This window comes from Hymenobacter sp. BT491, assembly GCF_014349165.1.
Taxonomy (GTDB): Bacteria; Bacteroidota; Bacteroidia; order Cytophagales; family Hymenobacteraceae; genus Hymenobacter; species Hymenobacter jejuensis.
Genome location: NZ_JACSJJ010000001.1, coordinates 85,564 through 109,921, shown reverse-complemented (window position 1 = coordinate 109,921; position 24,358 = coordinate 85,564). Strand labels below are relative to the sequence as shown.

The following is a 24,358-nucleotide window of genomic DNA, read 5'->3' as shown; positions in this document are numbered from 1 at the left end:
CAAAGGTACGGATTCGGAGGGAGGCCTAAACGGGTACTCCAAGCGATCGTTTAATCATGAAAGGACTTCTCCCCGGCCTTCACCGCAAAGGTTAGGCGGTTTTCCGACGGCGGCACAGGGCAGGCAAACTCGTCGTTGTAGGCGCAGTAGGGGTTGTAGGTCTCGTTGAAGTCGAGCACGATGGTTTTGTCGCCGGGTGCAGGCTTGGGCGCGTCGAGGTAGCGGCCGCCGCCGTAAGTATCGAAGCCGTTGCTGCGGTCGGTAAAGGGCACAAATAGCGTGGAGTCGCGACCGTCGGCTTTCAGAAACAGCACGAGCTGCTGCGGCTGCTTCTGCCACTCAAACGAAGCGCGGCCCCAGCGCAGGTACTTCTCCGCTTTGCCATCGGTGAGTTGCATCAGCACGGTATCCCGCTGGGCAAAAGGCTCTAGCTGGGCCGTGAGACGGTACTCTTTGTTAGGCGCGAAATAGCGCAGGCTGTCGAACATATCGCGCTGGGTGCTGCTCAGCGGCGAGGTTCCCGACAGGCGAAACGCATCGTCTTTGGCTTGCCGGGCTTTTTCGATGCCCGCCGCATACTGGTCGCTGCCAAAGACCAGATCGGCCAGAAAATACCCCGCCACAATGAGCAGCCCCAGGCCAATGAGAAGTTTAGGATTCAGACGCATATGAGCGCAAAAATAGCACGCCCAAAGTTGTCATCCTGAGCAGAGCGAAGGACCTTATCACGAAAGAACAACAGGTATTTGCAGGCGTGACAAGGTCCTTCGCAAAGCTCAGGATGACAGAGATTATTTGTATAAGTATTTGACTTGCAATTACTTACAGAATACCTTCGTCGGCAAAGCTGTAGTACCCGTGGTCGGTGTAAATCAAATGATCGAGCACGGGAAGGTCGAGGAACTGACCGGCTTCTTTGAGCTTGCGGGTGAGAGCGATGTCGGCGGTGCTGGGGTTGCGGTTGCCGCTGGGGTGGTTGTGCACCAAAATAATAGAGCTAGCTAGTTGCTCCAGCGCGTGCTTGAAAATCATCTTGGGGTCGGCGACGGTGCCGGCCACACCGCCGGTACTTACGGGTTGCTTGCGCATCACCACGTTGGCCCGATTGAGCAGAATCACCCAAAACTCTTCGTGCGGCAAGTCTTGCAGATTGGGGCGCACCAGATTGTAAATATCAGTGGAACAGGTAATTGTGGTGCGCGCTGCGGCCGTGGTTTCTTTGCGCCGCCGCCCCAGCTCCAGTGCCGCTACGATGGCAATGGCTTTGGCCTCGCCAATGCCTTTGTGGCGCATCAGCTCCTTCACCGACAGTTTGGCCAGCGCATTCAAATCGTTATCGACGGCGGCCAGAATCAGTTTGGCGACGTCCACGGCGGAGAGTTTGGCCGTGCCGGAGCCCAAGAGGATCGCCATCAGTTCGGCATCGGAGAGGGCGGCGCGGCCTTTTTGGAGCAGCTTCTCACGCGGCCGGTCTTCTTCTGCCCAGCTTTTGATGCTGAAGCTGGCCGGTGTTTGGTAAGCAGTAGGGTTTAATTTTTCTTCCGACAGAATGTCAAACGAATTCATTGCGCACTGTTGTTGACAGGATAATACTCTTCTAAACTTCTAAAATAAAGTAAAATCCCTCGTCTTACGTCTATTTCTGACGTAGAGCGCTGTTGAAATCAGCTTCGGCGCCCAGACCCTTATTTTCTCTATGTCACGCATTTTCTCTCCTTTTGTGCTGGTGCTTCTGGTGCTGGCCGAATGGTACGGCCTGCAAGCCGTTCGCATGTTGATACACGCCGATACGGCCTTTGGCCGGCGCCTTACTACCGGACTTTATTTACTCATCACCTTGGGTATCTGGGTATTGGGCATCTGGGCCATGATGACGCGGCGCGAGCACGCCACCTACAAAGCTTATTTCGGTGGTCTGCTGATGGCCATGATTGCGGCGCAGCTCCTGACCATGGTTCCGCTGTTGCTGGAAGACGTGGTGCGCATCGGCCGGTTTGCGGTGCGCCAGTTTTCGCCTTCCGATGTTGCCACCACGGGCACACCAATTTCGCGCAGCACGTTCCTGAGTTGGTTTGCGGTGCTGCTCGGCGGCATTCCGTTTGTGGCCCTGCTCTGGGGCATGGTAAAAGGCGGCACCAACTACCAAGTAAAGCGCGTAAAGCTGCGCTTTTCGAACCTGCCCGCGGCGTTTGATGGCTTCCGGGTGTTGCAGATTTCGGATTTGCACACGGGCTCGTTTCAGTCGAAAGAGCCGTTGCAACGTGCTGTGGATCTGATTAATGCACAGAAAGCCGACCTCATTTTCATGACCGGCGACTTGGTAAACAACTACGCGCACGAGGTCGAAGAGCACATCGACACGCTGGCCGGCATCCAATCCGACCTGCCGATTTATTCCATCCTCGGCAACCACGATTACGCCGATTATGTGCAATGGGAAAGCCGCGAGGCCAAAGCGGCCAATTTGCAGCGGCTCATCGGCAACCACGCCAAAATCGGGTGGAAGCTCATGCTCGACGAAAGCCACACCATCGAGCGCAACGGCGAAAAAATCGCAATATTGGGTGTCCAGAACTGGGGCAACAACCTGCACTTCCCCAAGTACGGCAACCTAGCCAAAGCCCATGCCAGCTCCGGCGACGCGCCATTCAAGATCCTACTCTCGCATGACCCCTCGCATTGGGAAGGCCAAGTGCTTGATTATCAAGATATTGACTTGATGCTAGCGGGCCACACCCATGGCTCGCAGTTTGGCGTCAATTTGCCTTTTCTCAAGTGGAGCCCGGTGCAGTACGTATACAAGCAATGGGCGGGCCTGTACCAGAAAGGCAAACAATACCTGTACGTCAACGTGGGGCTGGGCTTTATTGGGTACCCGGGCCGGGTGGGCTTTCTGCCCGAAATCACTGTGTTTGAGCTACATCGGGCGTAGCGCCAAAAGGACTTTTACTCTAGAAAGCCACAGCCAGCCGGTTGTGGCTTTTTTGTGGGCGTACGTTCTGGCTGGGCAGTAACCTACAGTAGAGCTCAGCGTATATGCGTCAATCCTAATGGAAGAAATCCTATCCCCTTCCTTTTCTCTCACCTTCCCGATTTACCATGAAAAAGACACTGCTGCTGTTGACGAGCGCTGCGGCGCTCACAATGGCTTCCTGCTCGCAGGATAAACCTGCCGATACGGCCACGACCACAACTACCACGACCACCACGACGACCTCGGACGCCACTTATCGTGACCGGGCCGACCGCATTGCGCAGAAAATGGCCACCGACATGAAAATCACGGATACGGCCGTGGTATCGCGGGTGCGCACGGCGTACTACAACCGCGCCCGCCGCCTGAGCGAGCTGCGCAGCCAATACACGTCCGACACGACGGGCATGGCCGCCGCAATGCGCGATGCCAACACGGAAACCGATTCGGAATTCAAAACCATATTCACCGATCCGGCTCAGTATCAGGCGTATGAAACCAACCGCGCCACGTACGACGATGCGAATTACGCCGATAACTCGTCGTCGGATGCCATGAGCTCTTCCGACTCCTCGGGCACGACCATGAGCGCCGACGCGTCTTCTGGCAGCGCTTCCGATGCGGGCTCTACTACCAGCATGTCCGTTGATAAAGCCAAGCTGAAAGGCGACAACGGCAGCAAGATGAAAGTAAAAAGCGACGGCGACGTGAAAGTCAAAGACAGCGAAGGCAACAAAGGCAAAATGGACGCCGACGACGGCACCGTGAAAAGCAAGCCTGTCGACGCCCCAAAAACGAAAATCAAATAAGGGAGCACTTATTGGCTGCTTTTTTGTTCTTGCCCAGCCCGCACCTGCAACGGTGCGGGCTTTTTTTGGCTCAGTAGTTGGCTACCTTGCAGCCTTCGTAGAATTTGCTTGCCTTGAGTATTCGTTCGTCGCACGTCCTGTTGTCCTTCTTTGCCAAGCACGTCAGCTTGCTGCTGCTTTTGCTGCTGCTTTCGGGGGCGGCTTCGGCCCAGATTCGCGTGACGGGCACCGTGACGAGTGCGCAGGATGGCAAGCCCATAGCGGGCGCCAGCGTCGTGATTCAGCGCACGGGTCGGGGCACGGCCGCCGACGACCAAGGCGATTTTAATGTGCAAGCCGCCAGTACAGATACGCTGATATTCCGAGCCATCGGCTTCAAAACCAAGCTTTTGCCTTTGGGCGGCTCGGGGCTCTCGCAGATTATTATTCAGGTGAAGCTGGAGCGCGCCAACATTCAGTTGGGCGAAGTACGGGTGCAACCCGGCCGCCCCGACGACGCCACCATCAACCGCGCGTTGCGCAACATCAAGCGCCCCACGCCGCCCGCCAACGCCGTGCGGCGCCCGCCCAAGCCCAAGCCGCTGTTTCCCGTCGATTCGACGGCGCCCAAGGCACCCGTGCCCACCGTGCAAAGCCCGGTCAGCCTGATTTACGATCAGTTTTCGAAGGAAGGCAAGCAGCGCCGCAAGCTGCAAGAGCTTCAGGCTCAGGACAAAGCCGAACAGCAGCGCAAAGAGCGCCAACAGTACAACAAGAGTTTCAAGGACAACCGCGGCTACGAATAGCGCCAAGGCAAGGCTTTTTTGCCTCTATTGCAAGTATCTGATTATCAAACACTTGCAATAGAGGCGTTTCTATTTACTGTGCAAGCCGTTTGCGGCATTTATTAACCATTCGCTTACCGCCGCCGTAAGCTCGGGGTATGAGAATTGGATATCCCTGCGTCAACGAAACCCTGGATTGTAGCTCGTCTACCACGTTTCGGCTGGCGTCTTATTCCGAAGAGCGCCTGATCAGCAGCGTGGCTTCCAACTTGGCGTGTTTGCAGCGCATTCTGGAGTACAACGTGGCCAACGAGCTGCGCTTTTTCCGCATCAGCTCGGGGATCGTGCCGTTTGGGTCGCACCCGGTCAATACGTATCCGTGGCAAACGCATTTTGCAGCCGAGTTTCGCGCCATTGGCGATTACATCAAAGCTGAAAACCTGCGCATTTCGCTGCACCCCGATCAGTTTGTAGTGCTCAACTCGCCCGATCCGGACATTGTGCAGCGGAGCATTGCCGAGTTGGTTTACCAGGGCTCGATGCTCGATTTGATGGGTCTCGACTCGACGGCCAAGCTCCAGATTCATGCCGGCGGTGTGTACGGCGACAAAAGCAGCGCCCTGGCCCGTTGGATCGAAACGTATCACCAAATACCGGAAGCGGTAAAAGTGCGGCTAGTAGTCGAAAACGACGACCGCCTCTACAGCCTGCGCGACTGCTTGGAACTCCACGCGGCCATCGGCGTCCCTATCCTGTTCGATAATTTTCACCACGAGTGCCTCAACCACGGCGAACCCATGTCGGAGGCCTTGCGGCTGGCGGCGGCAACTTGGGATCCCCAGCGCGACGGCGTGCTGATGATGGATTATAGCTCTCAATCGCCGGGCGAGCGCAAGGGCAAGCACGTGACGTCCTTGGAGGAAGATTTGTTTCGCGAGTTCCTGACGCATCTGCACGGCCTCGACGTCGATATCATGCTGGAAATCAAGGACAAAGAAGCCAGCGCCTGCCGGGCCGTAAGCATCTTACGGGAACTACAGCTAGTAGCCGCCTCAGTAACTATTTGATTGTCTGTAGTTTACCAAAACCCATTCACTTACTTCGATTTCTTCATCTGATGGCTAACGAACCCGTTCCCACCGACCGACTGAACCTTACGATTCAATCTTTGAAAAACGGCCTGACCAGCATTCCGCTCAGCGCCGCTATGGACATGCTCGAGGCTTGGCAGCAAGACTTTCTGCAAAGCGGCCAGCCGGCGTTGCAGGATATTGGCCGCGAAATCGGCAATCTGCAATCGTTGCTCACCACATCCAAACTCGACGGCGGAGCTATCGGCCAGTCGCTGAGCCTGTTAGGCTCCCAGACCAACCAGGCTGCTTTTCAGGCGCCTGCTGACCAGCAAGCCGATCTTCGTACCATCGGTGACTTGCTCATCAAGAAAGGCGCTGAGCTGGATAAGCAGCGCTAAAACCCTAGACGGACATTTTGCACACAAAAAGGCCGCTGACACAAGTTGTGTCAGCGGCCTTTTTAGCTGTTAGGAATCAGCTTCCGACTACATGCCGGTCGTGCTGCTGGTTCTCTTGGTTTTGGTGGTTTTGCTGGCTTTGGTAGCCTTGGTTTTCGTACGGCCCGAAGTCGTGCCGCTCGTAGTCATGTCGCCAGCGCCGCTGGTTGTGCCATACGAAGTAGTGGCACTCGTGGTGCCGCTAGTCGTGCCTGCAGTCATCGAGCCGCTTGTAGTGCCCGAAGTTGTGCCGGTCGTCATGGCGCCGCTCGTGGTGCCCGAAGTGGTTGCGCTGGTAGTAGTGCCGGCGGTCGTGCCGTACGAGGTAGTACCCGCGGTAGTACCGCTAGTCATCGAACCGCTTGTAGAGCCCGAGGTGGTTCCCATGGTACCCGATGTAGTGCCGGTAGTAGTTCCTACCGTTGTGCCGGTTGTACCGGCAGTGGTGCCGTACGTTGTCGAGCCCGATGTGGTGCCTACTGTTGTACCTGCAGTCGTTCCCGATGTGGTACCAGCAGTCGTTCCAGTGGTAGTGGTTTGGGCGTTAGCCGACGTGATACCCGCCGCGAGTAGCGCAGCAATTGCAAAAGCAGTTTTCATAAGAATTGGTGTTGGGCTGAAAATGGTAGAATAAGATTCTCTTATACCATGTCCTAAAGACAAGTCAGCCTTTTACGGGCAAACGGGCAGCAGTGTTCGTAAATGGCTGATTATATGACAAATGCTATACAGTAGAACTAATCAATTTTCCAGCTTCAAAGCGCGTCAAGCAGGAATTTTCTAGCGGTCACAAGCGATAAAAAAATGCGGTCACTGTCCAGCATCTGGTCAGCTGTACTACCCAAACTGCTTTTACCAAGGCCGGCAAGGAATTGTACGATGCCGGCTTGCGGCAGCCTTACTCATCAGGAAGCAATTACGGCATGCCTAAAAACAAAAAACCCCGCCTCCGACTTGGAGGCAGGGTTTAAAGTGGAGCTGCAGGGAGTCGAACCCTGGTCCAGACAAGGAAGCCGTCGAGCTTTCTACGTGCGTATCTATGCTTAGATTTTCGTGATATCCCAGGCGCACATCAGGCCCTTGGTTTACCCTTAGATGCAGTTAGATTCGCTGCGTGGTCACACCTCCCACGCAACTATCCCTTTACTTACGACGCCCCGTGCTCACCCGTGAAAAGGAGGACGGATGCGGGACGATGACATTACTTAGTACCTAGACTAAGCAGCCATGGCGTAGCTATACTCGCCGGTTGTTGTTCGGATAACTTTTTGGCAGGAGATTTACCCAACTCCCGGCACGCTTACTCGCGACATGCTCAAGCTGTCAATTCCGGTCAGCCCCAAATGAGAAAGAACAAGTGCCAGCGTAACTGCCGGCAGGGTGCGAAGATACGCATCCAACCCACAAAACGTTACTTGTTCCCGCATTTGTTCCCTTCCAAAGACCGTCTTTTCGGGGTATCTTTGCAGGAAGGAGTATGGAAAATTTCGTCGTTTCGGCCCGTAAGTATCGTCCCGCCACCTTTCGCAGCGTAGTGGGGCAGCAGCACGTGACCACCACGTTGCAGAACGCTATTCTGAGCAATCATCTGGCGCAGGCTTTCTTGTTTTGCGGACCACGCGGCGTGGGCAAAACCACCTGCGCGCGCATTCTGGCTAAGACCATTAACTGCCAGAATCTTACCCCCGAAGCCGAAGCCTGCGACACGTGCGAGTCGTGCCGGGCCTTTAACCAGAACGCTTCGTTCAATGTGCACGAACTGGACGCGGCTTCCAATAACTCGGTCGAAGATATCCGCTCGTTGGTAGAGCAGGTACGCTATGCCCCGCAGACGGGCCGCTACAAAATCTACATCATCGACGAAGTGCATATGCTCTCCAACGCGGCCTTCAACGCCTTTTTGAAGACCCTGGAAGAGCCGCCATCGTATGCTATTTTCATTCTGGCAACTACCGAGCGCCACAAAATCATCCCCACGATCCTGTCGCGGTGCCAGATATTCGATTTCAACCGCATTCGTGTCGAGGACATTCGCAAGCACTTGCGCTACGTAGCCACGCAGGAACAGGTTGAGGCTGAGGACGATGCGCTCCACCTCGTAGCCCAGAAAGCCGACGGTGGTCTGCGCGATGCCCTCTCGATGTTTGACCAGATGGTGACCTTCGCCGGCCACCACTTGACTTACAAGGATGTCGTCCAGAACCTGCACGTACTGGACTATGAGTACTACTTCCGGCTAGTTGATGCGCTCCTGACCGAAAATCTCTCGGCAGCCTTAATGCTACTGGATGAGGTGATGCAAAACGGCTTCGACCTCCACAACTTCGTGGTGGGCGCTGCCGAGCATCTGCGCGGCCTGCTGGTGTGCAAAGACCAAGTGACAGTACAGTTGCTGGAAGTATCCGAGGGCATCAAAGCGCGCTATGTGCAGCAGGCTCAGGCGGCGCCGCTGTCTTTCCTACTATCGTCCTTGAACCTTGTGAGTCAGTGCGACCGCGAATTCAAACAGGCTAAAAATCAGCGCCTACACGTTGAGCTTACGCTCATGAAACTGGCTTATCTCAACGGTGCCGTGCAGTTTGCCCGCGACTTGAGCAACGGCTCCGCCAGCAACGGCGAGGCTAAAAAAAAAACTAGTGTAGCTACTGCTGCGCCAGCTGTTCAACCTGTTAGCACTAGCGAGTTTGTTGCCCCGGCAGCACCTCAGCCCGTTGCGCCCTCTCCCCTTTCTGCGCCGGTAGCTATGTCGGCGCCGGCTGCGCCGGAGGAGATGATCCCGGTTGAAAGTGGTATTGAGGAGATGCACGATACGCCCAGCATCGAGGACGAACCCGCCGACATGCCGGTTACGTCGCATCAATTTCGCGATACCAGTCCGCATGTGGAAATTGGCCGGCCGAGTGTGGCTGGCCACGAGCCCGGCGTGGCCACTTTGCCACCATTGACAGTAGCTGCTCCGCGACCGCTGTCGGCCACGGCTAAGCCCGTTGGCCTAGCAGCCAAGCTCCCGAGTCTCAATGACTTAAAGGCACAGGTAGCGCAACCCAGCACCAAGAAAGCAGTGGAACTGGAAGAGCCCAGCGCCCCGGTCTTGGGATTGCAGCCGGTAAATACTGAATTGCTCCAGCGCGTCTGGAATGAGCTGAAAGAAGAGCGGCGCGCTCAGGACAAGATGAGCGAATACACGGTGCTCAATCGCCCGGTAGCAGCCGACGAGCAGCATGTGATTCAACTGGTCGTCGACAACCCGATTCAAGTAGATCAGTTCAACGAATTACGCATCGACTTCTTGGGTGAATTGCGTCGTCGCACTGGGTATCCGCGCCTCAGCATCAATGTAGTAGTAGCCGAGCAGACCGATACCAAACGCAAGCTCTACACCTCTAGCGACAAGTTTGAATACCTCGCTGAGAAGTTCCCGATGCTCCGCGAAATGAAAAATCGCCTGGGTCTCGACGCAGATTTCTAAGGATTCATCTTCTCAAATAAGAGTCCGCAACTTTTTAGGCGGTCGTTCTTTGTTCCGGACGAAAGCCGTTTGATGGGCAGAATGCGCTTCGTCTAGACGTCGATTTACCAGCCTGTCTGCTGGGCAGGCCCGGAGGCAGTTTACCTTCCTACAGCTCTGCTTCCCAGCAACATGTACCAAGCAAAATGCTAGAGCGCGGAGGCCGTTTTTTCGCGGGGTTTTGCCTGCTCTTCGGGCGGCATTGTAGCACTACGCTCATAGCAAAAAGGATCGAATTGGTAATTACTTAGTAATCAATACTATACCTGATCACGTTTTTAATTCCAGTGCTTGCCTCCTATCTTTGATTTCTTATTCCTCAGGCCTGTTTTTTGCTCCGGAAATTCGTGAAAAAACCCTTTCTGCTTTTGTTTCCGGCTTTAGCGGCTTTGGGCCTTACCACGCAATGCCAATCCAGCAAACCGGCTGCTGCGACTACTTCGGCAGTTACGGCTCCGGCCCCGACGGTCAAAGAATACAAATACGAAACCGTTGAGGGTGACCCACTTAAGGCCCGCATCTATACCCTCGCCAACGGCCTAACCGTGTATTTGTCGGATTACGACGACGCACCACGCATCCAAACATATTTGGCGGTGCGCGCAGGCTCCAAAAACGATCCGCACAACGCCACCGGCTTAGCGCACTATCTGGAGCACATGGTGTTCAAAGGCACTTCGCAGCTCGGCACGCAGAACTGGGCCGCGGAAAAGCCGGAACTCGACAAGATAGAGGCGCTGTACGAAACCTATCGCACCAAAACGGACGCCGCGGAGCGTAAGCGCATTTACCACCAGATCGACTCGATTTCGAGTGTGGCGGCCAAATACGCCGTCGCTAACGAGTACGATAAGGTAATGGGTGCTATTGGCGCCAAAGGATCGAACGCTTACACTTCGGTAGAACAGACTGTCTATCAAGAAGATATCCCTTCGAACCAAATCGAGAAGTGGGCTGCTATCCAGTCGGAGCGCCTGCGCGAAATGGTGCCGCGCCTGTTTCATACGGAACTGGAAGCCGTGTACGAAGAGAAAAACCGTACGCTGGACAGCGATTTTTCGAAGGAATTTGAGGCGATGAACGCCACGCTGTATCGCAAGCACGAGTACGGCACCCAAACGACCATCGGCACGATTCAGCACTTGCAAAATCCGTCGATCACGGAAATCAAAAATTACTTTGGCAAGTACTACGTGCCCAATAACGTGGCACTTTGCCTAAGCGGCGATCTGGATTATGACCAGACCATTCGCATCATCGACCAATACTTCGGTAAGCTGCCTACCAAGCCAGTGCCCACGTTTAACGTGGCGAAGGAAGATCCCATTGCGGCTCCCATCACGAAGGAAATAGTTGGTCCCGATGCCGAAAACGTGATGATTGGCTTTCGCTTCCCGGGCACAACTACCCAGGATGCGCTGGTGCTGCGCATGATCGATAAAATCCTGAGCAACGGCCAGGCCGGCCTGATTGACCTAAATCTGAACCAGCAGCAAAAGGTATTGCAGGCGGCTACGATTACGGACATCAACAACGATTACTCGACGCACATCCTGTACGGTATGCCGCGCCAAGGCCAGACGTTGCCGCAGGTGCGTGATCTGCTCCTCGCCCAGCTTGATAAGGTAAAGAAAGGCGACTTCCCCGAGTGGCTGATCCCGGCCATCGTCAACAATGAGAAGCTGCAACGCACCAAAAGCTACGAGAGCAACGAGGCCCGCGCCGGTGCTTTTGTAGCGGCTTTTGTGGCCCACGAAGACTGGAAGGATTACCTGAAACAGTTCGATGACTTTGCCAAAATCACGAAGGACGACGTGCTGCGCGTCGCTAACCAGTATTACGGCACCAACTACGCGCTCATCTACAAGCGCACCGGCAAAGACACCAGCACGCCGAAAGTCATCAAACCTGCGATCACGCCGGTACCGGTCAACCGGGATGCTGCTTCAGCTTTTTATAAGCAGGTAACGAGCATGCCGTCGCCGGATTTGCAGCCGGTTTTCGTTGATTATCAGAAGGATATCCAGCAGGCCACGCTGAAATCGGGCATACCGCTGTATTACAGTCAGAACACCGAAAACGGTTTGTTCAACCTGTACTACATCCTAGATATGGGCACGAACAACGATCCCAAACTGGGCTTAGCGGCTGATTATCTGCAATATCTGGGCACCGACAAGTACACAGCGGCACAGCTGCAACAGGAGTTCTACAAGCTGGGCTGCTCGTTCGGCGTTTTTTCGGGCCAGGATCGGATGTATGTTAGCCTGAGCGGGCTGGACACCAACTTCGAGCCGGCTTTGCAACTGTTTGAAAGCTTGCTGGCTAGCCCTAAACCAGATGCCAAAGCACTCAACGACATGGTAGCGGGCATTCTAAAAGCCCGCCAGGATGCCAAGTTGAACAAGCAGGTGATCCTAAGCCAGGCGATGGTGAATTACGCCAAATACGGCCCCAGAAATCCGTTCACCAGCATTCTGCCAGAGAAGGAGCTTCGCGCCTTAAAACCTGCTGACCTCACGGCTCTTACCAAGAAGCTGACTTCTTACCAGCACCGTGTGCTGTACTATGGACCGCGTTATCCGGAAAGTGCTGGTATTGCTATTTACACTACTACTGACATAGTTCCTGACGCCAAACTGGCTTCAACAAGAGTTGGGATTACAAACGTCCTCAACAAGTACCACCGCAACCCAGACAAGCTTACGCCCGTTCCGGCCAACAAAGACTTCGCGGAGCAGCCCATGAAGGACCGCAAGGTGTATTGGGTGGACTACAACATGGTGCAGGCCGAAATCCTGTTTCTGACCAAGGGCGACATTTATAACAAGGAAATTGTGCCCACCGCGAGCCTCTACAACGAGTATTTCGGAGGCTCGATGGGCAGCATTGTATTCCAAGAACTACGCGAGTCGAAGGCGCTGGCGTATTCGGCTTCGTCGCGGTACGCCAACGCCGATAAGCTGGGCCGATCCAACTATGTGCTCTCCTACATTGGCACCCAGAGCGACAAGCTCCCCGAGGCGATGGCCGGGATGGAAGCGCTGCTCAACGATATGCCGGTGGCTGAAGCGAACCTGCAAATCGCTAAGAATGCCATTCGCAACAGCATCGCTACGGAGCGCATCACCAAGTCCGACATTCTGTTCAGCTACGAGCGTGCCCGCCGCCTGGGCCTCGATTATGACGTGCGCCGCGACGTGTACGAGAAGACTTATAACATGAGCTTCGACGACCTGAAGAAGTTTCAGGAAGCCAAAATCAAAGGCCAAAGTCAGACGATTTTGGTTATTGGCTCGAAAGACCGCTTGAATTTCAAGGAGTTGGCCAAATACGGACAAGTCCGGCAACTTACGCTGAAGGAGATTTTCGGCTATTAATAACTACTTGTTAATCAAGGGCTTGCAAATTGACTTGTTTGGCATACTCCGTACGCATCGGAATTAGTTTGCAAGGCCTAACGTGACAACCTGCTTTTACTTAATACAACCCAAAACACCAATAACTGTCAACTAACAACTGACACATTTCAACAATGGCAGAACAGAAAATCACCATTAAAAACGGCAAGCTGACGGTACCCAATACTCCCGTAATCCCTTTCATCGAGGGCGATGGTACGGGTCCGGATATCTGGGCGGCTTCGCAGAAAGTGTTTGACGCAGCGGTAGCCAAAGCATATGGCGGCGCGCGCAAACTGGTGTGGAAAGAAGTGCTGGCCGGCGAGAAATCCTTTAAGCAAACCGGCAACTGGCTGCCAAACGAAACGCTGGACGCGTTCCGCGAATACTTAGTAGGTATCAAAGGCCCCCTGACGACTCCCGTGGGCGGCGGCATTCGGTCGCTGAACGTGGCCCTGCGCCAAGAGCTTGACCTATATGCGTGCGTGCGCCCGGTGCGGTGGTTTGAAGGCGTGCCATCGCCGGTGAAGCAGCCAAACCTGACGGATATGGTGATCTTCCGTGAAAACACCGAAGATATTTATGCCGGTATTGAGTACATGAACGGCACGCCGCAGGCGCAAAAAATGCTCGAATTTTTGCAGGACGAAATGGGCGTGAAGAAAATTCGCTTCCCCGAAACCTCTTCGTTTGGCATCAAGCCGGTTTCGAAGGAAGGCACCGAGCGGTTGGTGCGCGCGGCCATCGACTATGCTATCACGCACAAGAAGCCTTCGGTGACCATCGTGCACAAAGGCAACATCATGAAGTTCACGGAAGGCGCGTTCAAAACCTGGGGCTATGAGCTGGCCGAGCGCGAGTTTGGCGACAAGGTGTTTACGTGGGCTCAGTACGACCGCATCGCGGCCAAACAAGGCCAAGACGTTGCCGATGCTCAACAGAAAGCCGCGCTCGACGGCGGTAAGCTGCTCATTAAGGACAGCATCGCCGACGCTTTCTTACAGCAAATTCTGCTTCGCCCGGCTGAGTATTCGGTAGTAGCTACCCTCAACCTGAACGGTGACTACATCTCCGACGCGCTGGCAGCTATCGTGGGCGGCATCGGCATCGCGCCCGGCGCCAACATCAACTACATAACTGGCCACGCCATCTTCGAAGCTACCCACGGCACGGCGCCCAAGTATGCAGGCCAAGACAAAGTAAACCCCGGCTCGGTGATCTTGTCCGGCGCTATGATGTTCGAATATCTGGGCTGGCAGGAAGTTGCCGACCTCATCTACAAAGGCCTCGAAGCAGCCATCGCGTCCAAGCGCGTGACTTACGACTTCGAGCGCTTGATGGAAGGCGCTACTTTGCTGAAATGCAGCGAGTTCGGCGAAGAGATCATCAACAGAATGTAATACTTTGGCCTAGACCAAATAAACCCCCACGTTGGCTTTAGCTGACGTGGGGGTTTTGTTTTAAAGTTTTGACGCGGCTTATAAAACAACAGAACATTTATAAACTTCCAATAACCCAATTACAGAAAGCAACACTTTAGACAGTGTAACTTGCCGCTTCATTCAGCTTCATTTTATGTTTGCCTCTTTGCTTCGTACTACCCTTGGGCGCTTGCGCATTATTGGTTTCTTGGAAGGTCTTTCGTTTCTGACACTGCTGGGAATCGCTATGCCCCTGAAATACCTGGCGGGCCAACCGCAAGCGGTGCGCATCGTGGGCATGGCGCACGGGCTGTTGTTTGTGCTGTACGTCGTGTTGGTGATTCAGGCCAGCATCGAATACAGCTGGCCTTTCCGCAAAGCCCTCCTGGCGTTTTTTGCCTCGGTGATTCCCTTCGGCACCTTTTGGGCTGACAAGAACTTATTCCGGAACGATGCGCGTGAATAAACAAATTGACCCCACCTACCGCATCTTCATAATCAGTTGATAATCAATAATTTATAAACATAGGCAAATACCCAGCTTTGGTTAGATGCTTAGTGGGGGTTTGCATTAGCTGAGTAATCGTACTTGGTCGTATCACCGGCGTCTCAGAACAGCCTCTAAGCCAACTACCTAAAACGCCGACGGCTCCTGCATGCAGGAGCCGTCGGCGTTTTAGGTAGTTGGGATACTTACTTCTTCATCGAAATGGTGACCAACGTGGCTGGGCCGCTCACAGTGAACTTACACTCGTCGAAAGCCGGGGCGCTAAACTTGGGGCGGATATTGTTGGAAAAGGCATACGGCTCCGTCGGAATGCCCAGCATGTTCTTGTCCACCAAGTCGTTGTCGTTCAAATCCTGCGTCAGTGCGACGGCCCACTCGCCGTTGGTCAGCTCGATGGGCAGCGTAATCTGTTTTTGGCCGGCAGGCTTCACGTACTTGAGCAACGTATAGCGGCCACGTTGCAGGAAGTTTTCCTTCACGTTGTAGAAATACAGTTTCAACGTAGCCTTGGTCGAAGGAAGATCCGTGACGACCACATTTACTGCTGAGGTTGCTACGGGTAGGGTCGCTGTATGCGGCGTTGCCACAGGCCCTAGTAAGCTGGCACCAACGGATAAGAAAGCTACTTGAAGAGAAATCATAGACAAAAAGCCAAGTGGTGATTACAAGCTAAGCATAAACCAGGACCTTCGCAAGAAAGCCGCCCTTACGCTAGCTGTCCAACATGCTGTTGGTCTTCCGCCTAGACGCAACCCTTTGCTGTTTAGTTTCCGGCCGCTGCAATTGCCTCATAATAGTCGCAGCCTAGCGTTTGTTTTCAAGCCTGCTTCTCATTGAGCAAAGGTTCCCTCCGCGCCTCAGCATAAGTAAGTTAGGCCAAGCCAATCTCGGCATAGGTAATAAAGCAGCCGATAGTCTCGATTCTAGACAACTCTCTCGTTTTCGGACAATTAGCTGCCTCCTTCAGCGAGGAATTCTGTGCGTTTAGCTGCAAAAAAGGCGAATTAAACGAATAGTACAAGTTGAGGATGATAAAAAATCTATGTTTGTCAAGGGAAGATGTTTGCCAAGACATGTCTTGATTTTAGACAAAAATATTGCAAGAGCAGGGAATATAGTTAACGCTGTTAAATGCTCAAGATTTGTACAGTAGCAATCAAGAAGTAATATAAATAATCTTATAAAATTTTAAACTTTATATTTATGAATTATATAGCAAGCCTTACTTATTTAATCAAAGATGTTACCAAGGGTCATGGAGTGCGCCAAAAAATTTCGATTGCCCAATCAGGTTATTATCAACATATTATACATAATATCGCTATGGTAAAAAGAAATACAGGCCTACGATCTGTAAAAGTCCTAACAAATTAATTTAAAACATTTCTTCACAAAGTTTCTTGTACTTAAAACCGATGTGCTTCTCTACTTCGTAAGCATGCGGCAACACAGAAGAAATTACTATAGATTTTTGCTCTGCTCGGTATAGTCATATTATTTGACATTGCGCTTTCTGTTCCTTTTCCATTCAGGTATTGTTTCACTGCACTTCATAATCACTGGGTCATATGAAAAAAATCTACTTATTACTTTACCTGTCCGACGAACCTTCTCAGCAGACTGGCCTGGAGCTCATCCATCTGCTTAAACCACTGTGAATCAGCACAGTAAGCCTTCACTCAGCCTAATACTCGGGTGATCATGCTTTGCTAGGTTATCGCGGCGTTTGCCTCCCAATACTTCCGTAGCCATAAGGCGTTGCAGATCGCTGCTAGCGCTTTCGAACTACTGTTTTGCCCCTACCGTCCAGTCGGCTCACCTAGCCGATCTCCTTTTGCAACCTTGTTTTACCAGTTTTATGCGTCGGTTTTCATTTCTCTTTCTAGCTCTATTAGCAGGTTGTACGTACGAAAATGCCGAGGAATTGGCGCCTAAAATCCCCTGCACTACGCCCGACGTGGTGTCGTACTCGCTGTCGATTTCGCCGCTGCTCGACCGCAATTGCCGCACCTGCCACAATCCAACGCTGCTCACGGGCGGCGTGAACCTAGAAGATTTTGCGGAGCTTAAGCGCCGGGCCGGTACCGGCCAGCTCATTGGCGTGGTCAGTCACGCGCCCGGATTTGCCCAAATGCCCAAAGACGGCGCCAAGCTTTCGGAGTGTGATATTGAGTTGTTGAGAAAGTGGGTAGATGCTGGAGCGCTTAATAACTAAGTGTGGCCCTTTGCTCTAACCCCATGAAAAACAGCTATTGGTGGTTTTTGCTCATGCTTTTGCTCTGCACCATTTCGGAGGCCGAAGCGCAAAAATACCTCACCCGCAACGGCGTAGTTACCTTCTACTCCACGAGCATCATCGAAGACATTGAGGCGCGCTCCGACCAGATGGCGGCGCTGGTGGATTTGCAGGGCAGTCAATTGGCTTTCACGCTGCCCATCAAGTCGTTTCAGTTCAAGCGCACGCTGATGCAGGAGCACTTCAACGAAAACTACATGGAATCGGGGAAGTACCCGAAATCCTCGTTTTCGGGCCGCATCACCGATCTGGATGCCAACGCCCTATTTAAGGGTGGCTCACAACGCGTTACGGTAGAAGGCGACCTCACCATTCACGGCGTTACCAAGCACATATCGGTGCCTGGATCGCTCGAAATGCAGCACGGTGCCTTATTGGTACACGCTTATTTCAGCGTCGCGCCGGCCGATTACAACATCGAGATTCCGTTGCTCGTGCGCGAAAACATTGCCAAGGTGGTGGGCATTCGGGTGGCCCTGTCGTGCGACCCGGTTTCGCAGCTCACCCTATCCAAATAACTCCTCATTTCCTCTACCTATGCATCGTTACCTCTACCCATCTTGGGCCCGTTTGGCCTTGCTGTTATTGCTTGCCGGCTTGGGCTGGGCTACGCCAGCGCTCGCCCAAGACGACTTATTAAATCAGCTTGAAAATCAAGAAGCAAAGACAACCACCACGGAGTATGTCGATGCGACTTTTAAGAGCACGCGCCTGATCAGTGGCCACACGGTGCAGACGCCGGGCCAGGGCACCATGGTGTTTTTGATCTCGCACCGTTTTGGCACGCTCAACAGCGGCGCCTACAATTTCTTCGGCCTCGACCAGGCTACGCTGCGCTTAGGCTTTGAATATGGCCTCACCGATCGCCTCACCGTGGGCGTGGGACGCAGCTCGCTGGAAAAAACCTTCGACGGATTTCTCAAATACAAAGCCATCCGCCAGAGCACGGGCCTACACGCTATGCCGGTTTCGGTGACGCTGTTTGCGAGCTCGGCCCTGAATTCGCTGAAGTACAACGACGCCTTCGATCACACCTTGCCGCGCCGCATGGCCTACACGTACCAAGCCCTGATTGCCCGCAAGTTCAGCGCCGATCTGTCGCTGCAATTCATGCCGACCTTGGTTCACAGCAACTTAGTAGCCACCAACCAAGACCACAACGACGTGTATGCACTGGGCTTTGGTGGCCGCCAAAAGCTGACGAAGCGCACGTCGATCAATGCCGAATACTACTACCTGCTGCCCGACAGCAAACCCAACGGCGTACGCAACGCCTTAGCGCTGGGCTTCGACATCGAGACTGGTGGCCACGTGTTTCAGCTACACGTGACCAATTCGCAGGGCATGATTGAGAAGTTTTTTGTGGCCAACACGCGGGGCAACTTCTTCAAAGGCGACCTCTACTTCGGCTTCAACGTGAACCGCAACTTCACGATTCGGCCCAAAGGCGAATTCCGCAAGTAAGCATTACCATTCATCCCAAATACAACACATTAATTACCAACAACTTACAAAAAACATGTTTAAAAAGTTTACTTCTGCTGCAGTACTCATGGTCGGCTTAGCTGCTTTCACCGCTTGCGACAAAGACAACAACACTACGCCTGCCAACGACACCGTGCAGCTAACGGCTTCCCTAACCGGTGCGCAGGAGGTACCCGCCAACGCCTCTGCTGGCACGGGCTCGTTTACGGGTTCTTATAACAAGAGCACCCACGTTCTCACGTACACGGTTACATATCAAGGCATTACACCTACCATGGGCCACATCCATGCGGGAGTTGCCGGGCAGAATGGCGATGCCTTCGTGCCCTTCTCAAATGTAGCTTCGTCGCCCATAACGGGCACGGCTACTTTGTCGGATGCTAGCGCCAACAGCCTGCTGTCGGGCGCTTACGTTAACTTCCACTCCTCCGCTTATGCCGGCGGCGAAATCCGGGGCAACATTACAACGAAGTAATTTCCGCAGCCGCGGAGTCTAATCCGGCCTCCTTTTATGCAGCGAAGTTGATTTCAGGCCGAATGTCTGGAACTGGCTTCGCTGTATTTTTAAATCCAACCCTGTCATTTTCTGATGCTTACTTTCACCAGAGGCAAAAGCCTGCTTGTGGTTGTTTTGCTGATTTTGCTCACTTGGGCGAGTTGGGAAGATCCGAGCCTGCATGATTATGTGGAGCCGGTCAGCATCCTTCAACTTCAGATCGATGGCCTCCGAACGCCGCCGCAAGCGGTGCATCTGCAACAGCAAATGGCTGCGGTGCCGGGCGTCGCGGCCTGCTCCATCAATGCGCGCACGCAACTGGCGACTCTGCTGTATCACGCAGGCACCGTTTCGGAAGCCGAGCTGCTGCGCGTGGTATCGGTGGGCGGCGTTTTCGCGGTCGCGAAGCTAGAACCAGCACCCCGAGCTAACGACCGCCGCCAGTGCCCCGTGCCGCCCGGCTACACGACCGCGCTGGAGCGCATCCGGTTTGCCCTGAACTTACGTCGGCTATTCGTGCGCATTTAAAAGCAACTCATTTCTTACTTCTCTTTCCTCCAATAAGTTTAATGCAACAACTTCGACTATCGCTGGCGCTGCTGGCTGCCACGCTGTTTCTCTTCTCCTGTGGCCATGAAGCCGCCCCCGCGCCCACCACGCTCTACACCCGCATTGGCCAGGCCGATGGCATTGCCAAAATCGTCGACCAACTTATCGCCAACGTCGGGGCGGAAACGCAGCAAACCAATACGGTGATGCTGCGCACGCACAAACCAATGCTGGATGCGGTCAGCTCCGGCGCCGACCCTACGCGCTTGCAGCGCCTACGCAACCATTTCATCGATCAGCTGGGCGAGGCCACTGGCGGACCGCTGAAATACACGGGCATGAACATGCTGGCCGCCCACAAGGGCATGATGATCACGGAAAATGAGTTTGCCGTGTGGCGCCAAGCCGCGGTAGCCTCGTTGACCACCAATCAACTGCCGGCCAAAGAAAAAGCCGAACTGCTGGCCATTCTGGACGCTATGAAAGCCGATGTGGTAGGTCACTAAACCCGGAATAACAACACTTGTCCGGCTGGCTTTGGCCAGCACAAAAAAGGGAGCACGAAATCGTACTCCCTTTTTTAATTTTATAACTTATTAATTATTAGGCATTTACAATTAATTTATTTTCTTCTCCCGAAGGATGCGGGAGGTGACCAGCAGCTGACCCAGGTGGCGGGTCGTGTGCTCGGCGGCGTGTACCAGCAGCCCCAGTACCGTAGAGGGAAGCTGCGCCCGGCCTACGCCGCGCGCTTCGAGCAGGGTGTCCGGGTCGGTTTTGCGGAGCTGCGCGAGCATGCGCTCTACTTGCTCATCGAAAGCCTGAATCAGATCGAAGACATGGCAGGGCGGCTCCGGACACTGGCCTTCCCCAGACAACGCTTGCAACTGATTGTCGCTCAGGGCGTGGCCTTGCGCGTAGGTACCGAGGCGGTCGAGTACGCCGGTGAGGTGCTGCAGGTGAAAGCCCACGGACGCGACGCCGGCAGGACGCGCCCAGAGTTGGTCCTCCGGAAAATCGAGGAGGGCAGCATCTAGTTCTTCGCGGGCCTGCAGCAGGGCGTGTGCCACGGGTTGCAGCAGCGGCGGCACGTTGGGCAGCGGCCCGCGCAACCATACTTCGCGGGGGTTGGTAGAGGTCATGAAAGCATAACGGCAAGGTGCCCGAGTTGTTGGAATTCCTGGGTCAGCGTGCCCGGAACGCACCTTATTTTTTTGGAGCTCGACTGTGATGATGCCCTTTAAAACCCATCTCGCAGCATGTTAAATTGAAAGATTATCAAAAATCTTCTATTGATAATCAGATAGTTACCAAAAAATGCGGAGATTCATGGTTCGCGCTCCTACCACCTGTCTCTATTCCTTCAACCTCACTTACCCTAATCTATGAGAAAAAACTGCTCTACTGACCTGACCTCTACTCGCTTTTTCACTCCCCGAAGCCAAGCTGTGGTTTTTCTGCTGTGCTTGGCCAGCCTGCTTACGGCTTCTACCGCAGCGTTCGCGCAGGTGCGCATTATGCCTTTGGGCAACTCCATCACGCAAGCCGACCACAACCACGATAGCTACCGGCGGCCGTTGTGGTTTAAGCTCAAAGACGGCGGCTACAACGTCGATTTTGTAGGCAGCCAGAATAGCAGCTTCAATGCTCCGTCGCCCCACCCCGATTTCGATCTCAACCACGAAGGCCACTGGGGCTGGCGGGCCGACCAAATCTTGGGCTCGGTGCAGGATTGGGCCACGGCCAACACCCCGGATATCGTGCTGATGCACGTGGGAACCAACGACATGCTGCAAGACCAGAGTGTGGAAAGCACGCTCGACGAAATTTCGCAAATCGTTGATCGACTGAGGGTTGCAAACCCCAACGTCAAGATTCTGATGGCCCAGCTCATTCCTACTACGCAAAGCGGGCCCAACGCCAACCTGAACATCCTCAACAGCTTAATTCCGGGTTTGGCCAGCCAAAAAACCACGAGCCAATCGCCCATCATCGTAGTAGATCAGAATTCGGGCTTTGACGCCTCCACGCTCACGTACGATGGCATTCATCCTCGCGAAGGCGGCGAAGAACTCATGGCCAGCCGCTGGTATCAGGCGCTACAATCGGTGCTTGCTACCGGAGCGCCTGACCCAGCTCCACCAGCACCCGCACCGCCTGCGCCAGCTCCTGACCCTGCCCCTACCCCCATTGTGTTACGGGAAGCCGATAACCCCAGCAATGTGGTCAACGGCTTGGTCTACCGCTACTACGAAGGCAGCTGGAGCGCTCTGCCCGATTTCAACAGCCAAGTGACTGTAAAGCAAGGCGCCACAAATGCTTTCGACCTGAATGTAGGCGGCCGCGCCGACAACTTTGGCTTCCGCTACACGGGCTACATCGAGGTACCTGCCGACGGTGAGTACACCTTCTATACTTCTTCCGACGATGGCAGCCAGCTTTTCATCGGTAGCCAACTTGTAGTCGACAACAACGGCCTGCACGCCAACCAGGAGCGCGGCGGCGCCATCGGCCTGAAAGCCGGCAAGCATGCCCTGACCGTGACCTTCTTCGAACGCGACGGCGGCGAAACCCTGGTTGTGAAATACCAAGGGCCGGGTGTTGACAAGCAAGTAGTGCCGGCTTCGGCCTTATTTCGGGAGAATACGACGGCAGCGCCTTTGCCGGGAGCGTTCTACCGCGCCATCAATATCGACGGGCCGGCACTTACCATCGACGGGCATAGCTGGCTTGCGTCGGACGGCAATATTGACGTGAGTGGCCAGAACGGAGCATTTTCCGACTTCAGCATTGCCCTGAACCCTAGCACCGATGCCGAGCGCGCCACCATGCTTCGCTCTTCGGTGTGGGGCGGCAACACGACGCTCGACGTCCTCAACGTCGACAACGGCACCTACGACGTATTTTTGTATGCGTGGGAAGACAATTCGCCGGCGACTTTCGGCATCCACCTCGAAAACAAGCTTGTGGTAGCGGAGCACAATTCGGGCGAAGCGGGCCAGTGGAGCAAGCTCGGCCCCTTCCGCGCTGAGGTCAGCGATGGCAACCTGACGGTCAGAACCACTGGGGGCGACGCCAATCTTTCCGGCATTGAGCTATGGCAGGCGGCCCCGTCTTCTCTGCAAGCCGCGGCGGGCGTAGCTTCGCTGAAAGGCCCAGCCGGTTCGGGCAAAGGCCTGCAAGTATACCCGCAGCCGCTGCGCCGGGGCCAGGAGGCGCTGAATCTGGAGTTTGCGGAGCTTCAGGGCCCAGCGCAAATTACCATCTACGACCGCACCGGCCGCCAAGTGTACCAGGCCAAAGCCATCGGCCAGCACCGGGTGCCAAGCCAAGCGCTCCCCGCCGGCCTCTACCTGATTTCGGTCAACGACGGGCATAAAACCCTTACTTCCAAGCTGGTCATAAACTAGCTCTGGTCGAGCTTGATCTTCAAAAAAGGGCAGCCGGTCAGCTGCCCTTTTTTCGTGCTTTAGAAGCGGCTTTCTATGCAGAGTTAATGCCTAGTTTTAGCTTTTTACCCAAAAACATCTTACATACATAAATTATTGATTATAAGCAATTCACAAAATAACGTAACCCAAGTTGCAGTCTAGCAACCGAGTTCGGCGAAAGCATGAGGGCAAGCCCCTGCGCAGTGCCGACGTTTATCGGCTCAGCGGGGCTCATCCTCACGCAAAAAAGGCCTAAAACCAACTACTAACGTAAACTGTCGCCGCTTTCTCCATGTTGTTAGCCAGCCAAAGTTGTACAACAAACGTCAGAGAGCCCCAAACCCTCCGCCTCATGTCCATCACCTCTCAAGTAGACTTAGCCGGCCTTCAGCGCATCAGCGAAGCCGTCGGTACTACCCTTAAACAAATGCGCGCGTACGCCCAGCCGGGGATGACGACCAAAGAGGTAGACGAATACGGCGGACGTATTCTGGCTGCCTTGGGGGCCGAATCGGCTCCGCGGCTTACCTATGATTTTCCGGGCTGGACGTGCATCAGCGTGAACAACGAAGTGGCGCACGGCATCCCATCGACCTGCAAAGTGCTGCAACACGGCGACTTGGTGAACATCGACGTATCGGCGGAGATGGGCGGCTATTGGGCTGATAACGGCGGCTCATTTGTGCTGGGAGCCGATGTGCACAACCACCAGCCGCTGGTCGATGCCTCCCGGCAGATCTTGCGTAAGGCACTCAACCAAATCAAAGGCGGGGTGCGCATCGCCGAGATCGGGCGCCTGATCGAAAGCGAAGCCCGACAGGCGGGCTACAAGGTCATCAAGAACCTGGTAGGGCACGGCGTGGGGCGTAGCCTGCACGAAGAGCCCAAGGAAATACCCTGCTACTACGACCGCTACAACCTGAAGCGCTTCAAGAAGAACTCGGTGGTGGCAGTGGAGACGTTTATTTCTACCCGCGCTACGCTGGCCCATCAGCTCAGCGACGGCTGGACGCTGGCCACCAAAGACGGCAGCTTCGTGGCTCAGCACGAGCATACCATTGTGATTACCGATGACAAGCCCCTTATCCTCACGGAGGCGAACAGCATTTGGGAGTAAATAACCCCGGTTGCGGCTGCTTCTCAGGTAAGCCGGCCAGGACCTACGACGGCCAGCCTGCAGGCAATCATGGCGTTGTGCGCGCAAAA

At 54.4% G+C, this 24,358-nt stretch carries 22 protein-coding genes and 1 other RNA gene; 17 read left to right on the top strand and 6 right to left on the bottom strand.

Annotation, left to right across the window (positions count from 1 at the left end; genetic code table 11):
* Window positions 1-50: 50 nt before the first annotated feature.
* Both H9I52_RS00485 and radC read right to left on the bottom strand, forming a co-directional pair.
* Window positions 51-668, bottom strand: a complete 618-nt coding sequence (locus tag H9I52_RS00485; protein WP_139514674.1) for a DUF1684 domain-containing protein — start codon at window positions 666-668, stop codon at window positions 51-53.
* 154 nt (window positions 669-822) lie between these two features.
* Window positions 823-1,566, bottom strand: coding sequence for a RadC family protein (gene radC / locus H9I52_RS00480; protein WP_187452216.1), 744 nt, complete (start codon window positions 1,564-1,566; stop codon window positions 823-825).
* 130 nt (window positions 1,567-1,696) lie between these two features.
* On the opposite strand from radC, the gene H9I52_RS00475 reads away from it, so the two are divergent.
* The 5 genes from H9I52_RS00475 to H9I52_RS00455 all read left to right on the top strand — a co-directional run bounded on the left by H9I52_RS00475 (window position 1,697) and on the right by H9I52_RS00455 (window position 6,018).
* Window positions 1,697-2,932: a metallophosphoesterase gene (locus H9I52_RS00475; RefSeq protein ID WP_187452215.1), complete on the top strand. Its 1,236-nt coding sequence runs from the start codon at window positions 1,697-1,699 to the stop codon at window positions 2,930-2,932.
* 167 nt (window positions 2,933-3,099) lie between these two features.
* Window positions 3,100-3,783: a hypothetical protein gene (locus H9I52_RS00470; protein WP_187452214.1), complete on the top strand. Its 684-nt coding sequence runs from the start codon at window positions 3,100-3,102 to the stop codon at window positions 3,781-3,783.
* A gap of 113 nt (window positions 3,784-3,896) precedes the next feature.
* Window positions 3,897-4,568 (top strand): carboxypeptidase-like regulatory domain-containing protein, encoded by a 672-nt coding sequence (locus H9I52_RS00465; RefSeq protein WP_187452213.1) that lies wholly within the window; start codon window positions 3,897-3,899, stop codon window positions 4,566-4,568.
* A 137-nt stretch (window positions 4,569-4,705) separates the two neighbouring features.
* Window positions 4,706-5,614 carry a UV DNA damage repair endonuclease UvsE gene (gene uvsE, locus H9I52_RS00460; RefSeq protein ID WP_187452212.1) on the top strand — a complete coding sequence of 303 codons (909 nt, stop codon included), beginning with the start codon at window positions 4,706-4,708 and terminating at the stop codon, window positions 5,612-5,614.
* 50 nt (window positions 5,615-5,664) lie between these two features.
* Window positions 5,665-6,018: a hypothetical protein gene (locus H9I52_RS00455; RefSeq protein ID WP_187452211.1), complete on the top strand. Its 354-nt coding sequence runs from the start codon at window positions 5,665-5,667 to the stop codon at window positions 6,016-6,018.
* 87 nt (window positions 6,019-6,105) lie between these two features.
* Here H9I52_RS00455 and H9I52_RS00450 read toward each other — a convergent pair whose 3' ends face one another.
* Together H9I52_RS00450 and ssrA are read right to left on the bottom strand one after the other, a co-directional pair.
* Window positions 6,106-6,657 (bottom strand): hypothetical protein, encoded by a 552-nt coding sequence (locus H9I52_RS00450; RefSeq protein WP_187452210.1) that lies wholly within the window; start codon window positions 6,655-6,657, stop codon window positions 6,106-6,108.
* A gap of 370 nt (window positions 6,658-7,027) precedes the next feature.
* Window positions 7,028-7,398, bottom strand: a transfer-messenger RNA (tmRNA) gene (gene ssrA / locus H9I52_RS00445).
* Between the two features lie 136 nt (window positions 7,399-7,534).
* Here ssrA and H9I52_RS00440 point away from each other — a divergent pair.
* The 4 genes from H9I52_RS00440 (at window position 7,535) to H9I52_RS00425 (ending at window position 14,853) form a co-directional block, all read left to right on the top strand.
* Window positions 7,535-9,526 (top strand): DNA polymerase III subunit gamma/tau, encoded by a 1,992-nt coding sequence (locus H9I52_RS00440; RefSeq protein ID WP_187452209.1) that lies wholly within the window; start codon window positions 7,535-7,537, stop codon window positions 9,524-9,526.
* Window positions 9,527-9,912: 386 nt separating this feature from the next.
* On the top strand, window positions 9,913-12,945 hold the full coding sequence (locus H9I52_RS00435) for a M16 family metallopeptidase (RefSeq protein WP_316247985.1): 3,033 nt from the start codon (window positions 9,913-9,915) through the stop codon (window positions 12,943-12,945).
* 155 nt (window positions 12,946-13,100) lie between these two features.
* Window positions 13,101-14,366: an NADP-dependent isocitrate dehydrogenase gene (gene icd / locus H9I52_RS00430; RefSeq protein WP_139514682.1), complete on the top strand. Its 1,266-nt coding sequence runs from the start codon at window positions 13,101-13,103 to the stop codon at window positions 14,364-14,366.
* Window positions 14,367-14,541: 175 nt separating this feature from the next.
* On the top strand, window positions 14,542-14,853 hold the full coding sequence (locus H9I52_RS00425) for a DUF3817 domain-containing protein (RefSeq protein ID WP_187452208.1): 312 nt from the start codon (window positions 14,542-14,544) through the stop codon (window positions 14,851-14,853).
* 227 nt (window positions 14,854-15,080) lie between these two features.
* On the opposite strand, the gene H9I52_RS00420 is transcribed toward H9I52_RS00425, so the two are convergent.
* Window positions 15,081-15,536, bottom strand: a complete 456-nt coding sequence (locus tag H9I52_RS00420) for a DUF2141 domain-containing protein (RefSeq protein ID WP_187452207.1) — start codon at window positions 15,534-15,536, stop codon at window positions 15,081-15,083.
* A 1,283-nt stretch (window positions 15,537-16,819) separates the two neighbouring features.
* Between H9I52_RS00420 and H9I52_RS00415 the strand changes: the two genes are divergently transcribed.
* The 6 genes from H9I52_RS00415 (at window position 16,820) to H9I52_RS00390 (ending at window position 20,227) form a co-directional block, all read left to right on the top strand.
* Window positions 16,820-17,110, top strand: a complete 291-nt coding sequence (locus H9I52_RS00415) for a hypothetical protein (RefSeq protein WP_222940383.1) — start codon at window positions 16,820-16,822, stop codon at window positions 17,108-17,110.
* Window positions 17,111-17,133: 23 nt separating this feature from the next.
* On the top strand, window positions 17,134-17,709 hold the full coding sequence (locus H9I52_RS00410; protein ID WP_230471296.1) for a YceI family protein: 576 nt from the start codon (window positions 17,134-17,136) through the stop codon (window positions 17,707-17,709).
* A 19-nt stretch (window positions 17,710-17,728) separates the two neighbouring features.
* Window positions 17,729-18,655 carry a DUF5777 family beta-barrel protein gene (locus tag H9I52_RS00405; protein ID WP_187452206.1) on the top strand — a complete coding sequence of 309 codons (927 nt, stop codon included), beginning with the start codon at window positions 17,729-17,731 and terminating at the stop codon, window positions 18,653-18,655.
* A gap of 55 nt (window positions 18,656-18,710) precedes the next feature.
* A complete protein-coding gene (locus tag H9I52_RS00400) occupies window positions 18,711-19,151 on the top strand; it encodes a CHRD domain-containing protein (RefSeq protein WP_187452205.1) in 441 nt (146 codons plus the stop codon).
* A gap of 114 nt (window positions 19,152-19,265) precedes the next feature.
* Window positions 19,266-19,700: a hypothetical protein gene (locus tag H9I52_RS00395; RefSeq protein WP_187452204.1), complete on the top strand. Its 435-nt coding sequence runs from the start codon at window positions 19,266-19,268 to the stop codon at window positions 19,698-19,700.
* 41 nt (window positions 19,701-19,741) lie between these two features.
* On the top strand, window positions 19,742-20,227 hold the full coding sequence (locus H9I52_RS00390; protein ID WP_187452203.1) for a group I truncated hemoglobin: 486 nt from the start codon (window positions 19,742-19,744) through the stop codon (window positions 20,225-20,227).
* Between the two features lie 111 nt (window positions 20,228-20,338).
* Here H9I52_RS00390 and H9I52_RS00385 read toward each other — a convergent pair whose 3' ends face one another.
* Window positions 20,339-20,863 (bottom strand): DinB family protein, encoded by a 525-nt coding sequence (locus H9I52_RS00385; protein WP_187452202.1) that lies wholly within the window; start codon window positions 20,861-20,863, stop codon window positions 20,339-20,341.
* 243 nt (window positions 20,864-21,106) lie between these two features.
* Between H9I52_RS00385 and H9I52_RS00380 the strand changes: the two genes are divergently transcribed.
* Both H9I52_RS00380 and map read left to right on the top strand, forming a co-directional pair.
* Window positions 21,107-23,131: a PA14 domain-containing protein gene (locus tag H9I52_RS00380; RefSeq protein WP_187452201.1), complete on the top strand. Its 2,025-nt coding sequence runs from the start codon at window positions 21,107-21,109 to the stop codon at window positions 23,129-23,131.
* A 373-nt stretch (window positions 23,132-23,504) separates the two neighbouring features.
* The gene (gene map, locus H9I52_RS00375; protein WP_187452200.1) at window positions 23,505-24,269 is read left to right on the top strand and encodes a type I methionyl aminopeptidase; all 765 of its coding nucleotides are present in this window, start codon (window positions 23,505-23,507) and stop codon (window positions 24,267-24,269) included.
* Window positions 24,270-24,358 lie beyond the last annotated feature (89 nt).

Coding starts and splice junctions, on each gene's coding strand:
- H9I52_RS00485 (WP_139514674.1), bottom strand. CDS start 668: ATGCGTCTGAATCCTAAACTTCTCATTGGCCTGGGGCTGCTCATTGTG.
- radC (WP_187452216.1), bottom strand. CDS start 1,566: ATGAATTCGTTTGACATTCTGTCGGAAGAAAAATTAAACCCTACTGCT.
- H9I52_RS00475 (WP_187452215.1), top strand. CDS start 1,697: ATGTCACGCATTTTCTCTCCTTTTGTGCTGGTGCTTCTGGTGCTGGCC.
- H9I52_RS00470 (WP_187452214.1), top strand. CDS start 3,100: ATGAAAAAGACACTGCTGCTGTTGACGAGCGCTGCGGCGCTCACAATG.
- uvsE (WP_187452212.1), top strand. CDS start 4,706: ATGAGAATTGGATATCCCTGCGTCAACGAAACCCTGGATTGTAGCTCG.
- H9I52_RS00455 (WP_187452211.1), top strand. CDS start 5,665: ATGGCTAACGAACCCGTTCCCACCGACCGACTGAACCTTACGATTCAA.
- H9I52_RS00450 (WP_187452210.1), bottom strand. CDS start 6,657: ATGAAAACTGCTTTTGCAATTGCTGCGCTACTCGCGGCGGGTATCACG.
- H9I52_RS00440 (WP_187452209.1), top strand. CDS start 7,535: ATGGAAAATTTCGTCGTTTCGGCCCGTAAGTATCGTCCCGCCACCTTT.
- icd (WP_139514682.1), top strand. CDS start 13,101: ATGGCAGAACAGAAAATCACCATTAAAAACGGCAAGCTGACGGTACCC.
- H9I52_RS00425 (WP_187452208.1), top strand. CDS start 14,542: ATGTTTGCCTCTTTGCTTCGTACTACCCTTGGGCGCTTGCGCATTATT.
- H9I52_RS00420 (WP_187452207.1), bottom strand. CDS start 15,536: ATGATTTCTCTTCAAGTAGCTTTCTTATCCGTTGGTGCCAGCTTACTA.
- H9I52_RS00410 (WP_230471296.1), top strand. CDS start 17,134: ATGAAAAACAGCTATTGGTGGTTTTTGCTCATGCTTTTGCTCTGCACC.
- H9I52_RS00405 (WP_187452206.1), top strand. CDS start 17,729: ATGCATCGTTACCTCTACCCATCTTGGGCCCGTTTGGCCTTGCTGTTA.
- H9I52_RS00400 (WP_187452205.1), top strand. CDS start 18,711: ATGTTTAAAAAGTTTACTTCTGCTGCAGTACTCATGGTCGGCTTAGCT.
- H9I52_RS00395 (WP_187452204.1), top strand. CDS start 19,266: ATGCTTACTTTCACCAGAGGCAAAAGCCTGCTTGTGGTTGTTTTGCTG.
- H9I52_RS00390 (WP_187452203.1), top strand. CDS start 19,742: ATGCAACAACTTCGACTATCGCTGGCGCTGCTGGCTGCCACGCTGTTT.
- H9I52_RS00385 (WP_187452202.1), bottom strand. CDS start 20,863: ATGACCTCTACCAACCCCCGCGAAGTATGGTTGCGCGGGCCGCTGCCC.
- H9I52_RS00380 (WP_187452201.1), top strand. CDS start 21,107: ATGAGAAAAAACTGCTCTACTGACCTGACCTCTACTCGCTTTTTCACT.
- map (WP_187452200.1), top strand. CDS start 23,505: ATGTCCATCACCTCTCAAGTAGACTTAGCCGGCCTTCAGCGCATCAGC.